Source organism: Marisediminitalea lipolytica (assembly GCF_001758465.1).
Taxonomy (GTDB): Bacteria; Pseudomonadota; Gammaproteobacteria; order Enterobacterales; family Alteromonadaceae; genus Alteromonas; species Alteromonas lipolytica.
On the sequence record NZ_MJIC01000002.1, the window covers coordinates 1 to 14,638 of the forward strand.

Annotated in this window: 15 protein-coding genes; 5 read left to right on the forward strand and 10 right to left on the reverse strand. The window is 49.7% G+C overall.

Going from position 1 to position 14,638, the window contains the following annotated elements:
- Positions 1–35 precede the first annotated feature (35 nt).
- From tnpA to BFC17_RS00770, 3 genes are all read right to left on the reverse strand, one after another.
- Complete coding sequence (gene tnpA, locus BFC17_RS00760; protein WP_070174559.1) at positions 36–464, reverse strand: IS200/IS605 family transposase; 429 nt, start codon at positions 462–464, stop codon at positions 36–38.
- Between the two features lie 122 nt (positions 465–586).
- Entirely contained in the window at positions 587–1,369 is a 783-nt protein-coding gene (locus BFC17_RS00765) for a carboxymuconolactone decarboxylase family protein (RefSeq protein WP_070174560.1), read from the reverse strand.
- 9 nt (positions 1,370–1,378) lie between these two features.
- A complete protein-coding gene (locus BFC17_RS00770; RefSeq protein WP_083271499.1) occupies positions 1,379–1,846 on the reverse strand; it encodes a (R)-mandelonitrile lyase in 468 nt (155 codons plus the stop codon).
- A 142-nt stretch (positions 1,847–1,988) separates the two neighbouring features.
- Between BFC17_RS00770 and BFC17_RS00775 the strand changes: the two genes are divergently transcribed.
- Together BFC17_RS00775 and BFC17_RS00780 are read left to right on the forward strand one after the other, a co-directional pair.
- Positions 1,989–2,879 (forward strand): LysR family transcriptional regulator, encoded by an 891-nt coding sequence (locus BFC17_RS00775; protein ID WP_070174561.1) that lies wholly within the window; start codon positions 1,989–1,991, stop codon positions 2,877–2,879.
- 229 nt (positions 2,880–3,108) lie between these two features.
- Positions 3,109–3,876 carry a glucose 1-dehydrogenase gene (locus BFC17_RS00780; protein WP_070174562.1) on the forward strand — a complete coding sequence of 256 codons (768 nt, stop codon included), beginning with the start codon at positions 3,109–3,111 and terminating at the stop codon, positions 3,874–3,876.
- A 147-nt stretch (positions 3,877–4,023) separates the two neighbouring features.
- Here BFC17_RS00780 and BFC17_RS00785 read toward each other — a convergent pair whose 3' ends face one another.
- Positions 4,024–4,242, reverse strand: coding sequence for a hypothetical protein (locus BFC17_RS00785; RefSeq protein ID WP_139141960.1), 219 nt, complete (start codon positions 4,240–4,242; stop codon positions 4,024–4,026).
- Positions 4,243–4,342: 100 nt separating this feature from the next.
- On the opposite strand from BFC17_RS00785, the gene BFC17_RS00790 reads away from it, so the two are divergent.
- Positions 4,343–5,044 (forward strand): hypothetical protein, encoded by a 702-nt coding sequence (locus tag BFC17_RS00790; RefSeq protein WP_070174564.1) that lies wholly within the window; start codon positions 4,343–4,345, stop codon positions 5,042–5,044.
- A 98-nt stretch (positions 5,045–5,142) separates the two neighbouring features.
- Here the strand turns inward: BFC17_RS00790 and BFC17_RS00795 are convergent, their stop codons facing one another.
- The 6 genes from BFC17_RS00795 to BFC17_RS00820 all read right to left on the reverse strand — a co-directional run bounded on the left by BFC17_RS00795 (position 5,143) and on the right by BFC17_RS00820 (position 11,271).
- Positions 5,143–5,697: a single-stranded DNA-binding protein gene (locus BFC17_RS00795; RefSeq protein ID WP_070174565.1), complete on the reverse strand. Its 555-nt coding sequence runs from the start codon at positions 5,695–5,697 to the stop codon at positions 5,143–5,145.
- A gap of 224 nt (positions 5,698–5,921) precedes the next feature.
- The gene (locus BFC17_RS00800; RefSeq protein WP_070174566.1) at positions 5,922–6,434 is read right to left on the reverse strand and encodes a DUF8051 family protein; all 513 of its coding nucleotides are present in this window, start codon (positions 6,432–6,434) and stop codon (positions 5,922–5,924) included.
- A 106-nt stretch (positions 6,435–6,540) separates the two neighbouring features.
- Entirely contained in the window at positions 6,541–8,103 is a 1,563-nt protein-coding gene (locus BFC17_RS00805) for a sodium/sugar symporter (protein ID WP_070174567.1), read from the reverse strand.
- A gap of 47 nt (positions 8,104–8,150) precedes the next feature.
- Positions 8,151–9,299 (reverse strand): galactokinase, encoded by a 1,149-nt coding sequence (gene galK, locus BFC17_RS00810; RefSeq protein ID WP_070174568.1) that lies wholly within the window; start codon positions 9,297–9,299, stop codon positions 8,151–8,153.
- On the reverse strand, positions 9,296–10,339 hold the full coding sequence (locus tag BFC17_RS00815) for a UDP-glucose--hexose-1-phosphate uridylyltransferase (RefSeq protein WP_070174569.1): 1,044 nt from the start codon (positions 10,337–10,339) through the stop codon (positions 9,296–9,298). Before BFC17_RS00815 ends, galK begins: the two co-directional genes overlap by 4 nt.
- 212 nt (positions 10,340–10,551) lie before the next feature.
- Positions 10,552–11,271: a FadR/GntR family transcriptional regulator gene (locus tag BFC17_RS00820; protein ID WP_070174570.1), complete on the reverse strand. Its 720-nt coding sequence runs from the start codon at positions 11,269–11,271 to the stop codon at positions 10,552–10,554.
- Positions 11,272–11,578: 307 nt separating this feature from the next.
- Between BFC17_RS00820 and BFC17_RS00825 the strand changes: the two genes are divergently transcribed.
- A complete protein-coding gene (locus tag BFC17_RS00825) occupies positions 11,579–12,481 on the forward strand; it encodes an AEC family transporter (protein WP_070174571.1) in 903 nt (300 codons plus the stop codon).
- A gap of 131 nt (positions 12,482–12,612) precedes the next feature.
- A complete protein-coding gene (locus tag BFC17_RS00830) occupies positions 12,613–14,451 on the forward strand; it encodes an SLC13 family permease (RefSeq protein WP_070174572.1) in 1,839 nt (612 codons plus the stop codon).
- Positions 14,452–14,638 lie beyond the last annotated feature (187 nt).

The window sequence follows — 14,638 nt, forward strand, 5'->3', positions numbered from 1 at the left end:
ATAGATTCCCCCGGGCATGCCCGGGGTTCTTTCTGTTACAGCTCCATTCGGAGCTGATCTGAATCCTTCCGACCTTGATGCTCAACGTAGTTCCGTATTGTGTGCTCGTCTAAGCCTACGCTGCTTACAAAGTAACCCGGCGACCAAACAATATTTTCATTCCAATAGACCTTTCCTAGCCATTTGAATGTCTTTCTCATGTTTGACGCTGACTGGGCTTTGAGTTTACCCATCACTTCTGCTATCGAGTATTTCGGTGGAATGACCATCAACATGTGCATATGGTCATTATCAAAGCCCATTCGCTCTATCGTTACGCCGGGCATACTTCGAAGCAGCTTCGGCAACACTTTGCGCAAATACTCCACGACGAAAGGCTTCAGTATCCGACGCCTGTATTTGGTTACCCAGACGACGTGATATTGAAGTCTATATAGACCATGTGATGAGACTCGAACTTCCATCTTCGTAGCATACAGGCCTCGGACTCATTCATCCACGGGTAAACCCGTGGTGTTCTGTCGCTTCGCGACCGGTCACATAAAAAAGCCCGCAAAACGCGGGCTTCAGGTTATCGGTGTACCAGTTATTTACTGCGTTTAGCAAAGATGTCCTTAAACACCGGAAGTGCAGAGAACGCCTTTGGCCAGCCAGAATAAAAGGCGATTTGGGTAATAACTTCCCCTGCTTCGGTTTCGGTCAGACCGTTGTCCATGGCTTTGTTAAGGTGGAAGTTAACCTGCTCAACCTGGCCGGTTGCGACCAGCGCACTGACCGTCGCCAGACTTCTGTCACGAGGCGCAAGACCGGGTCTTAACCACAGGTCCATAAACAGAGCATCGGTGGTAAATTCTACGGTTCCCGGACTTACTTCACCATAGCTACTGCTAACAAATGACCGGCGCTGTTGCTCAGCTTCTTTATCATAAGACAGCAATTCCAGCTTATCCGAAGGTAACTGCTTAGCCGTAATTTTACGCTCTTCGTAAACCGGGCCAATGGTATTGATGGCCGCCCGGGCGTTGGCGAACCCCGTGTAAAAAGCCAGATGGTTAACTATTTCTGCGATCTCTTCAGGGCTTACGTCACTGTCCAGCGACTTTTCCACGATCTCTGGCATGGCATCCAGCTGACCGCGGGCGATCAAAGCTGAAAGGGTAACAATGCTTCTGTCTCTTGCCGACAGCGCTTCGCGCTGCCACAGCTGACCTTCCAGCAGTTGGGTTTGGTTACTCTGCACCAGCGGAGCAACCCGCTCTGCATACTGATTACTCATAGTTGTTTCTCCTGCATTGGCGGTAAGTGCGCCAAAAGAAAGCGCGGCGCCGGTAGTTGCGGCTGCGTAAAACTTGCCAAATCGGGTTCGCATGTGTGCCTCCTACTCGCCGTGATATTGTTTATCAGTAACTTTTTCGCCCCACACAACATTCTTACCTTCAACCAACTGTTGAATTGCCATGTGCGTCATGCTGGTCGTTTCGGTAGCACCGTGCCAGTGTTTTACACCCGGCGGCGTCCACACCACATCACCCGCTTTAATTACTTTTTTAGGCTCGCCCCATTCCTGCACATAACCCTGGCCGGCGGATACTACCAGAAACTGACCAGCCGGATGGGTGTGCCAGGCTGAGCGGGCGCCCGGTGCGAAGGTCACGTTGGCCGCCGAGACATTAGAGTCTTTGTTGGGCGAGACTAAAGGCGTCACAACACTGATGCCGCTAAAAACCTTGTCAGACCCGGTGATGGCTTTTTGCGCACCATTAGGGGTAATTTCCATCTTTCCTGCAGCCTGTGCCGCAGCCATGCCAGTCATCAGTAACATTATGACGCTTAACGTTTTTCGCATAGTATCCTCGGTAAATTTCGTTAGTCTGTGTAATAACTTACGGCTATGGTAAGACAATTAGATTAAAAGCAGTTAATAATACACCGATGAATCGGGCTCATTAATCGCAAACACTGTTACAACATTATCGGATTAGCTATTTATGCGTGAAAACTATAACGAAATTCTGGCGTTTATCGCAGTAGCCAAAGAACGCAGTTTTACCCGGGCGGCAGCCAAGCTTGGCGTCACCCAGTCGGCGCTCAGCCATTCCATGCGGGCGCTGGAAGAAAGGCTCGGCATTCGCCTGTTAACCCGAACCACCCGCAGCGTCTCGACCACCGAGGCTGGCGAGCGAATATTGCAACGTATCGCTCCCCGTTTTGAAGACATCGATACCGAACTGGAAATGCTTTCTGAGCTCACCGACAAGCCCGCCGGCATGGTCCGTATCAGTTGCAGTGACCATGCGGCCTACAACCTGGTGTGGCCCAAACTTTCGCCGCTGTTAAAAGACTATCCGGATATCCATCTGGAGGTTAACGTAGATAACGGATTTACCAATATTGTCTCAAGTCGCTTTGATGCCGGCGTGCGGTTGGGCGAAGCGGTGGAGAAAGACATGATAGCCGTTAAAATTGGACCGGAAATGCGCATGGCAATGGTGGCCTCGCCTGAGTATCTGGCCAAACACGGCACACCATCATCACCAGATGAATTAATCGAGCACCAATGTATCGGTTTGCGAATGATAACCGCGGGCGGCGTTTATGAGTGGGAACTGGACAACGGTAAACGTCAGGTCAACGTTAAGTCCAGTGGCCAGGTGATTTTTAATCATCCGATATTGATCCGCAAAGCCGCTATCGAAGGTTTTGGGCTGGCCTTTTTACCTGAGGACATGTTTGCTGACGCATTGGCAGAAGGCAAGTTAAGCAGGGTATTGGAAGACTGGTGCCTGCCTTTTCCTGGTTATCACCTTTACTACCCTAATCGTAACAATCACTCACCTGCATTCACAGCAGTCGTCGACGCCCTGCGCTATCGCAAATAACTACGATAGCGATTAATGAGAATATCTCATTACCGCATTTTGACTATTTCGCTGACCCATCAGCCCGAATTAATGGTACCAATAGCAACATTAACTTGCTGTATCGTTGTTTCCGGGCTGTTCAGCTTTCTACTCTTCCCGACTGAATAAGCCCGCAGGCAGTTGGCATGGCATCGGCCAGCAACTGCCTGGAATCCTCAGCGCTACAGTGCTACATCTGGAGAATAGTATGAACGTCACTTTTGATTTTTCGGGCAAAGTCGCCCTGGTAACCGGCGCTGCGTCAGGCATGGGACTGGCTGCTGCCAAGGCATTCGCTAAGGCTGGTGCTTCCGTCATGTTAGCCGACGTTAACAAAGAGGCTTTAAGCAAAGCACTGGACGACATTGTTACCGATGGTGGTAAAGCAGAAATTTTTGTTTGTGATGTCACCAACGAAGACAATGTGGCTGCACTGGTAAAAAATACCGTAGACACTTTTGGCGACCTTGATTTTGCCTACAACAATGCCGGTATTCAGGTGCCTGCTACCGGCGCAGCCGAAGAAAAAGCAGAAGATTTCGATAAGGTTAACGCAATTAATTTACGTGGTGTATGGGCTTGTATGAAACACGAGCTGGCCTATATGAAAACCAGGAACAAAGGCGCTATTGTTAACTGTTCATCGACCGGCGGTTTGGTTGGACTGGAAAAACTGGCAGCTTACCACGCCTCTAAGCATGGTGTAATTGGCATGACCAAGTCAGCGGCGCTGGAATATGCCCCAACGGGTATTCGTATTAACGCGGTATGCCCTGGCGCCATTGATACTCCCATGGTTTCAGCCATGCTGGAAGAAGGCGCGCTTACCGAAGAACTGATTGCGGCGAGTCAGCCCATTGGCCGGTTAGGCAAGGCCGAGGAAATCGCTTCTGCCGTGCTGTTCCTGTGTAGTGATGCTGCTTCATTCATTGTGGGTATAGCCCTGCCTGTAGAAGGTGGTTTTACTGCTCACTAATTTACCCCGGTTCATTATGTGCCCCCTGTATACTCCCTCGAAGGTATACAGGCTTTCAGGGAAGCAAGGTTGCTTCCCTTTTTTTGTTTTACCACCGGCCAGTTACATCCATAAAGCTGCCGGTAACAAAAGAGGGCTTATTGCTGGCTAACCACATTGGCTTGGGCAACCTCCCGATCTGCCGTATTTTGTCGACATTTCCTTAATCGCTTCTTTCGAGCACAAAAAACAGGGACGCTTAAAGTGCTGGTAATTAAGCACCATTGCAAACCCTTGTTCAGCTTCACCAAAGGCAGCTTGCGCAACAATTCCGCGGCTGCTGTTAGTGATAATAACCATATTATTACCCATCGATTTTTCTTTCATAAATCCAATCAATGTCGACAATTTAATCAAGACAGTAGCAATAGAAAGCATAAAATGGCTTAATAACCACAGATTGTCGACAATTAAACTGAGAGGAAACATGAATTGGTACGATTTTTGGGGAACCGTAAATTCCCTGTTTATATTGGTCAGTCTCGCGGGGGTATTTTCACAGCTAAATACTATCTGGCGACGAAAGCAAGCAAAGGGAAATAATCAGCGTCCAACACAGTTACTGTCCCTAAACCAGTTTACCGTGAGCTTTCTGGCCTACCTTTCATTTTTCACCTATGGCTATTCAATTGAACCATTCAATCATTACATTGTGTGGCCAAGGCTTTGTGCAGCAGCGCTGGTTGCACTTATTTTGCTGGAAATCTGGCGGGACCGGAAAACATCTCAAGCGCTTTTAAGTGTGAGCCTGGCTGCCGGTTGTCTGGTACTAGCGGTGCTGGGGCTGTTTGTTGGAGAAACCGTAACCGATGAGGGAAAGTACATTTCAACCAGTCTTATTGTGTTGGTGACGGTACTTATCGCGCAGGGGTATTACCACCAAATCCGCATCATAGTAAACGCAGGCGACACCGGCGCAGTCGACTTAAGAATGAGCCAGTTTATTCTTGCCATGGATATTTCCACCATTGCCTTTGCCCTCAGCATGGGAGTTAAAACCGGCTGGCCATTACTATTGCTGGCCATCACCAGTGGCGTTACAAAACTGGTGATCATGTACCTTTTCAAATGGGTTAAAAGCAGTCCCACAGCCAGGGCTCGCAGAGCCACAGGGGTGATGAAAACCTGAGCTATGACTTGCTCGCTGGCAGGAGCAAAGTACTGGTCATAAGACACAAAAAAGCCGCTGACTAAGCGGCTTTTTGCTGATCAAACCAAAGGATTTGGTTAGAACGGAATATCATCATCAAAATCAAAGTCAGGCTCTGCCATCGGCGGCTTCTGTTGATTTTGTCCGCCTTGCGGACGCTGCTGTTGTGGAGGTTGCTGATAACCACCCTGATTGCCGCCGCCATAGTTCTGGTTGCCGCCACCGTAGCCGCCGCCTTGCTGACCACCTTGCGGACGCTGCTGATAACCGCCACCCTGGCCGCCCTGACCACCTTCACGGCCGCCAAGCATTTGCATCTGGTCAACGATGATTTCGGTAGTATAGCGATCCTGACCTTGCTGGTCCTGCCATTTACGGGTTTGCAACTTACCTTCAACGTAAATTTGCGAGCCTTTTTTCAGGTATTCGCCGGCAATTTCTGCCAGACGACGATACATGGTCAGGCGGTGCCATTCTGTACGTTCCTGTACCTGACCTTGCTGGTCCTTCCAGCTCTCACTGGTCGCCAGGCTCAAATTGGCAACGGCGTTGCCGTTGGGCATGTAACGTACTTCCGGGTCGTTACCTAAATTGCCGACCAGAATGACTTTGTTAACGCCTCGAGTTGCCATGATGTCTCCTAAAATCTGTTTACGCTTTTATTGTAATAGCAGCGCATTCAGCGCTTCGTCGTGTGGTGTAAAGCTTGCCAGTATACCTTATTTTTGACAAGCGCTCGCGCCTTTTTATGGCAAAAAATAAATCGCCCACAGGCAATTTTTAACTCCTTGTTTTGCCTTAAAGACTACGCCGTTCCAGCGCAAAAACAGCTGTTCTGACAGCCGGTTTTACAGCGTTAAGCAGGAATGCGTCCCATAGCGGCCAGTGTAGCAAATACAATAATGGCCAGAGCAATCGCAATAATAATGGGTAGGAGGACCAGCCACTGTTTGGAAAGATGCAGGGTTGGCACTGCCCGTTTGCTGCCCACTTCAGGTACTGACAACAAACGGCTACACCAATAAAGTATGGGTAACGCCATGGCCATCCCCACTACTTCAACCAGCGCTAACAACGTTGGCATTGGCGTGGGTGAAGCTGGAAAAATTCGCGCCAGATCCACTGCGTAAACCACCAGATAGCTGAGCGCAGCCAACCAGCTGCCCAGTATCGCCCAGCGGTATTGTAGCCGGGTAAAATAGGCCAACATAAAACTGCCCAGCCCCAAAGTAGTCAAAAACAGATTAAACAAGCTTAAAATCAGCGGTGAAATCTGGGAAAAGTCGCGGTTTTCTATAGGACCGCCGGGCACCAGAATCATTAGCGCCAGGGCCGAAAAAACCAGTAAATAAGCTATTTTGGTGTGCATCTGTTATCTCCGGGTAAGTTTATGCAGCAACACTAACAACACAGGAGTGAAAAACAGGTAAAAAAAAGCCCCAACCAGGGTTGAGGCTTAGCATAATATTATGAGCTTACCACCAGGTAATATAGAACACGGCTACCACAATAATCAGTGCCACTGACGCTGCGTTAAATCCTGAGGTTGTCTTAAACTCGATGTCGCGTAATTCAACCGCGTGAGGGTGATCGCCTTTACCTTCAAAGGTAGAAATCACTACGGCCAGCGCCACACACAGTAAGAACACGATACCGACACGGTCCATAAATGGCAGTTCCGGCAACAACAGTTTGAAAGCCAGGCTAAATACTGCCGAACCAACGGCCGCAACTAAACCGGCATTCGCCGTAGTTTTCTTCCAGAACATACCCAGCGCAAACAGGGCGACAATACCCGGTGTAAAGAAGCCGGTGAATTCCTGAATATACTGGAATGCCTGGTCAAACTGTCCCAGTAGTGGCTTGGCAGCTACCATGGCAATCAGCAGTGCCAGCAGACTTACGATACGGCCAACTTTAACGTAATGTTGCTGGGTTTTACCCGGATTACGGTCTTTGTAAATATCCATGGTGAAGATGGTAGATACACTGTTGGTCATCGACGCCAGTGAAGACACAATTGCAGCTACCAACGCGGCAAAGATAATGCCTTTAAGACCAACCGGCATCAGCGTCATCAATGATGGATAGGCCTGATCCGCTTTTTCCAAATCAGGAACCAGTAACACCGCAGCAATACCCGGTAATACCACTATTAATGGCATTAGCACTTTAAGGAATGCAGCAAACACGATCCCCTTTTGCGCTTCATGCACGCTCTTAGCAGCCAGGGTGCGCTGAATAATGTACTGGTTAAAGCCCCAGTAAGACAGGTTCATGATCCACATACCGCCAATCAGCACTGACAGGCCGGGTAAATCCATATAATGCGGATTGTCCGGGCTTAAAATCATGTCGAATTTTTCCGGTAATTCACTGGTGACTGTGGCAAAGCCAGCCAGTATGCCATTACCATCGCCTATCAGATTCAGCGCGGTGTATGACAGGAACAAGCCACCTGCCACCAGCAGAACCACCTGAATAATATCGGTCATAGCAACCGCTTTAAGGCCACCATACAGCGAGTAAGCCAGCGAGAATATACCCAGGAAAACCATGCCATACATCAGGTCTACGCCAGCAATGGTATTGATTGCCAGTGCGCCTAACCACAGTACCGCAGTCAGGTTAACAAACACGTACACACCCAGCCAGAACACTGCCATAACCATGCGTACACGGTGATCATAACGCTGTTCGAGGAACTGCGGCATGGTGTAAATCTTACGTTTAAGGAAGATTGGCAGGAAGTACTTACCCACAATGATTAGCGTAATTGCCGCCATCCATTCGTAGGAAGCGATAGCCAGACCAACCATATAGCCAGAACCCGACATCCCAATAATTTGTTCTGCCGAGATATTGGCGGCAATCAGCGAGGCACCTATGGCCCACCAAGGCAAACTTGACCCTGCTAAAAAGTAATCATTGGTATCTTTCTCGTGTCCTTTTTCTTCACGGGAAACCCACCACGCGATACCTATTAAGGCAATGACATAAAACGCAAACAGCGCTATGTCGAGAGTTTCAATTTTCATGTTGCGACCCACAGATTTGTAATTTTAATACGTAAATGAGCAACGAATTAACAATTTTGGTCAAAAGCACCCTGTTCAGCAGTGCAAATGTAAATAGTTTGTTTCAGCCCAGTTTGCGCATAATACTTGGCTTCTACCTGTTTAGTCACCCCTAAAAGCAAATTTTTTGGTAATAAAGCAACTACACATCCGCCAAAACCGCCTCCGGTCATTCTTGCGCCACCGGATTCACCCACTTCCTGCTGAATAATTTCAACCAGTGTATCAATGGCTGGCACGGTAATTTCGAAATCATCACGCATGGAGTCGTGTGACTGCCCCATCAGTTGACTAACCCGGGCAATATCACGCTGACCGAGCGCCGCAAACATCGCTTCGGTGCGGTCATTTTCGGTAATAACATGGCGGGCACGTTTGTACTCGTCTTCAGACAAAGCCGCCTTGTGCGATTCCAGCAATACTAAAGTAGCCTCGCGCAGGCTGTTACAGCCCATCTTGCGAGCAGCCGCTTCACATTGTTCGCGGCGTACATTGTATTCGCTGTCCACCAGGCCACGCTTTACATTGGAGTTTACGATCATAATAGCGTAATCGTCCGGCAGCTCGATAAAGCGCTGGGATAAGTCCTGGCAATCCAGCAGCATTGCCTTACCCTGTTTACCTAAGGCGGAAATAAGCTGATCCATAATGCCGCAGGAACAGCCAACAAAGTCATTTTCGGCCTGCTGCCCCAACAGTGCAGCCTGCACACCGTCAATATCCAGCTGATACAATTTGCTCAGGGCGGCGATGATGGCAATCTCAAAAGAGGCCGACGAACTTAACCCTGCTCCCTGTGGTACATTGCCGGTTACCACCAGATTCGCCCCGCCCAACTGCGGGCATTTAGCCAACAGCGCTAAGCAGACTCCCTTTACGTAGTTTAACCAGCCTGGTTCAGCCCGATGCTCAATAGCGTCCAGGGAAAACGCGCAACGCTGGTTGTCATAGTCTACGGCGACGATTTCGATAATCCGATCACTGCGTTTAGCCGCGGCAATATCGGTGCCGAAGTTGATGGCAGCAGGAAACACGAACCCCTGATTGTAATCGGTATGTTCACCAATCAGGTTCACCCGGCCCGGCGCATGTGCAACAGCTTCAGGTTCGGCGTCAAAGTGGGTAGTAAATAAAGAAGAAATCTCAGCAGGTGTCATTGGCCGGCCTTTTTATAATGCGTTGTTGAAAGTACTTTTAAGCGTTCTGCCGCTTGCTCAGGGGTCAGGTCACGCTGAGCTTCGGCCATCATTTCGTATCCCACCATAAACTTTCTGACACTGGCAGAACGCAACAGCGGCGGGAAGAAATGCGCGTGTAATCCCCACTCTGGGTGCGCTTCGCCATCAAATGGCTGGCTATGCCAACCCATTGAGTACGGAAAAGAGGTGGTAAACAGGTTGTCGTAACGGGTGGTTATCTCACCCACAATTTGTGCCAGGGAAGCCGCCTGACTGGCACTTATTCCGGCCAGTGAAGATACCGCAAAGCGCGGTAGCAATAAGGTTTCAAATGGCCAGGCAGCCCAGTAAGGCACCACCACCAGCCAGTCATCGTTGATGCACACCACCCGCTCGTCCAGGGCCGCTTCACGCTCGGCATAATCAAGCAATAACGAACGCTGGTGAGTCGCGTAGTAGTCGCTAAAGTTAGCCGCTTTCTTCAGAGCCTGTGTTGGCAGGTGACGCTGCGCCCATACCTGACCATGGGGATGAGGATTAGAACATCCCATCATCGCGCCTTTGTTTTCAAATACCTGTACCCAGGTATATTGCTGACTCAGCTCGGCGGTTTGCGCCATCCAACAGTTGACCACCTGCTCACGCTCTTCATCGTTGAGTAATGGCAGTGTTTTGCTGTGATCCGGCGAAAAACAAATAACCCGGCTCTCGCCTTGTTCAGACTGATAGCGAAACAGAGGGTCACTGTTTGCAGAAGCCGGCGTATCCGGCTGCAGTGCCGCAAAATCGTTGGTAAAAACGAAGGTCCCCTGGTAGCTCGGATTCACCTCACCATTCACCCGGGTATTTCCGGGACACAGATAACAGCTTTCATCGTAAGCCGGTAAAACAGACTGGTCGGGCTCATCCTGCTGACCTTGCCAGGGGCGCTTTGCCCGATGCGGAGATACCAGCACCCACTCCCCCAACAGAGGGTTATAACGACGATGCGGATGATCAGACGGTTCAAAAGAAGACATGCAATATTCCTGATGTGTTAACCAAGGGTAAACGTTTACCCTATTTTCTAATGTTTTAACCGGGATGTAAATCATTATGGGGTTTACTGTGATCAAATCCGCTGACTCAAGCCGGCAGCCCGAACGGATAAGCAGTTGATAAAACAGGTATGAAGCCCCGTTTTGTGAATTTTAAAAATGTGGTTTAACTGATAACGCTATCGGTAAACGCACTAGTCAGCCGGGCAAGACTCTCTCAGTTTAACGTCGATCCTGTCCATGAGCTCGGTGATCAGGGCGGTCATTCTGCTACGGGCAAGCTCAGCATCGCCGCTGGTGATGGCCTGACATATGTTGCGGTGATCAGCGACGATAGTAGTCAGGCTATGCGGTGGCTCACAGGCATTCTGATGACCCACATTATTTGCCGTGCGGATAAAATCCTGCAACTGACAGAAAAACCGGTTACCACTGGCCAGCAGTATGGCCGCATGAAATTCGCCATCGCTGGCCATCATGGGGAGATTAGCTTGTGCTGCACTGTCCATTGCGGCGAGCGCACTGTCAATTTTCTCAAGCGCTAAGGGTGGCTGGCACTTCGCAGCTAGAGCCGCGGCCTGGGGCTCAATTGCCAGGCGCATCTGCAAAAACTCTTTGAGTAGCGCTAAGGAAGGGCGACTTTGATAAATCCAGCTTAATACGCTGCTATCAAAAAGATTCCAGTTTTCCACCGGTTCCACCCGAATTCCCTGCCGGGGGCGGGACGATATCAGGCCTTTAGCGGTTAGCATTTTCACGGCCTCGCGCACAGCAGTGCGGCTAATGCCATATTCGTTACCTAACTGAGCCTCTGTAGGTACCGCCTGGTCCTGACTGTAAACGCCGGCAACAATTGCCTTACCTAACTCGTTGGCCACCCGTTGCGATATATTTAAGTTCTCAAGTCGCGCCATTTTTAGTCGTCTATTGATTGGCAGCCTTACCAGCAAAAAATACCTTTTGTATTCGAAATCTCTGGTTGGCTGCCAAAACATGATTGGTAGAATGACATCATAGTGCGCATGGTGGCTGTTAAAATTGATCCAGCCCTATAAACCACCAGTTTATACGGGGCAATTTGCCAATAACCCCGGAACCTCTTGCCTTAGCCTGTAACCCCAGTAGCGTCTTCGCGCAAATCCCATCACTGGTCGCAATAGTGATGGTGGAACACCAACTTCACGGGTAGTCTGTAAAGTCTCTTGTCAGTGTAGGTACCCAATGTCAGACACCAGCGCATTACTTCCTGTTATCGAAAGAATTTTCTCAACCGTATTCCCATTGTTCGCGATGGTACTGGTGGGCTTTTTGTATGCGCGTAAAACCGATTCCGACATGGGGGTGGCCAACCGTATCAACATCGACATCTTTGTACCGGCCCTGATTTTTTCTGTGATGGCTGGTAAATCCTTTGATTTATTCAGCTATACCGACCTGATGCTAGGTACGCTGTTAATGGTTGTCGGCTCCGGACTACTGGCATTGCCGGTTTGTAAATGGTTAGGGCTGGCCCCCAGGACATTTGCTCCGCCCACTATGTTCAATAACTGCGGTAACCTGGGCTTGCCCTTAGCGTTGCTGGCATTTGGTGAAGCCGGTTTAAGTGCTGCCATTGCCATGTTTTTGGTCAGCACATTGCTGCATTTCTCACTTGGTGTTTACATCCTGCACGACAAAGCCCAGTTTAAAACGCTGGCGACTAACCCATTAGTGATGGCTACCGCTGCCGGTCTGGCCTGGAGTCTGTCAGGCTGGACGTTACCGGTATGGGCCAGTACGCCTATCGATATGCTGGGGCAAATCTCTATTCCGCTGATGCTGTTTGCCCTGGGTGTACGAATGACCGATGTGGATTTTTCCCAATGGCGTTCGGGGTTATTCTGGGGCTTGTTTGCCCCTTTTACCGGTTTTGTGGTGGCTTATCCTTTTGCCATGCTGGCCGGTTTATCTGCTGAACACACGGCCTATTTTGTGCTGTTTTCGGTTTTACCGCCGGCGGTACTTAACTTTATGCTGGCCGAGCGTTACCAGCAGAATCCGCATACAGTGGCATCGATTGTTTTACTGGGCAACATTGCCAGCCTGGTGGTTGTGCCGGTTACGCTGTTTTTCGTTCTCGACTAACCTGCGTAGCGAGAAGTTGTGTTTTCTTTGATCCAGGGCACTGTTTTTCCGCCATTTAATTAAGTATTCTAATCATACAAATTATCTTCTCTGTTCTCGGCTTCACAGGGTTTGTGTCTCGGGAGTTCCCCATGTTTTCAATTCCGCATGCCTGGCATGCTCAGTATGTATTTGTCGTTATAGGTCTGGCAGCGCTGTTAATGGCCAGTAATCGTGTTCGCTACGATATGATCGCTATTCTGGTCGTTCTGGCCCTGATGCTGGGCGACGTATTGTCGGTGAAAGAGTCACTGGCCGGTTTTGGCAATTCGGTCGTGGTGCTTATTGCAGCCTTGCTGGTAGTGGGTGAAATGCTAGAACGCACCGGCGTGGCCCGTTTTGTGGGCGACTGGATAGGCCAGCATAGTCATAGCTCCATTAATAAATTACTGATTATGTTAATGATCGCCAGCGCCTTATTGAGTGCGGTGATGAGCTCTACTGCCGTGGTCGCGATTTTCATTCCCATTGTTATGCGGATCGCCAAGCAAACCGGTAACAGCGCCAGTCAGCTGCTACTGCCTATGTCCTATGCTGCGCTGGTCAGCGGTATGCTCACCCTTATTGCCACCCCACCCAATCTGGTAATTAGCGGAGAACTGGGCGCTCAGGGCTATGCGCCGCTGGGCTTTTTTACTTTTACCGCACCCGGTTTAATCGTTCTGGGGGGCCTGATGATTTACATGCTGTACATCGGTCGCAAATGGTTACCCAACAATGGCAAGTCAGAAGTGCAGTCTGCCCAGCGGTCTATTAAGGCGCTGTGGGATGATTACCGGGTAAATCGCGAACTGGTTTACCTGCGTATCGATGAAGAATCGCCGTTACACAGTAAAACTATTGCCCAAAGCGGCTTATACGACAGCTACGGCATTCGTATTCTCGACCTGTCTCAGCGAGTACGTGGCTGGCGTGAATTAAAAGCCGGCGTATCGCCGGATATCGTATTACACGCTGGTGATGTACTGCATGTAGCTATTCCGCCGGAACACCATAAACGGGTAGAAATGGAAGTCGGCCTGATGCCTTTTCATCCGTCACAGCTGGAAACCAAATACCGCAGCTGGGAATTTGGTGCCGAGAGTGTGCTTATACACCCAGAATCCAAATTAATTGGTAAGTCAGTCCGCGAAGCGAAATTTCGCGACCACTACGGCCTGGATGTATTTGGCGTGCGGCGTAACCGTCAGTCACTGGAAAATTATCAGAATCAGTCTTTGCAAGCCTCTGACTGCCTGTTGGTCACCGGTCCCTGGGCCAAAATTTTGCAGCTCCAGCGACAAAACCATGACTTTGTGGTGCTGGAAACACCAGCCGAAGCTGCGGATGTTGTGCCCGCTTTCAGGCGTATGCCGGTGGCCCTCGCCATTACTGCTTTTATGGTACTGAGTTCAGTATTTAACTGGATGCCGCTGGTTGCCGCCGTGTTACTTTCTGTCATTGCTGCTGTGGTAACCCGCTGTTTAACCGCAGCCGAAGCTTACCGCTCCATTCACTGGCAAAGCCTGGTGCTGCTGGCCGGTATGTTACCCCTGGCCGACGCCTTGCAAAAAACCGGCGGCACCGATCTGATTGTAAACAGCCTGGTTGGCCCCGCCGCCGAAGCGTCACCGCAAACCCTGCTGGTATTACTGTTTGCCATTACCGCATTACTCACCAATATTCTGTCAAACACGGCATCAGCCGTTCTGATGGCGCCGATTGCTATCAGCGTCGCCGAGCAGTTGGGCGTCTCGCCCTATCCGCTGGCAATGACCGTGCTGTTTGCAGCTTCAGCGGCTTTTATGACCCCCATCGCTTCTCCTATCATTACCCTGATTGTTGAGCCGGGTAAGTACCGCTTTATGGATTTTATCAAGCTTGGTACCCCCATGCTGATTTGGGTATTTGTGTGCTGTTATTTCTTAATACCGGTCTTTTTTCCCTGGTAACATTTTCTTTAAGATCAATTGTTAATGAAGAAACACAAGGGGGCTGCACTACGCTGCAGCCCTTTTTCTGTCTGAGTTCAGGCACGGCATGTGATAAAAAAATGTTAATTTTTGTCTTTTTTTACTTCAAATTAAGCCCGCTGAGGAGTATCTTTAGCCAATTAGTTAAGCACCCTAACAATTAGCG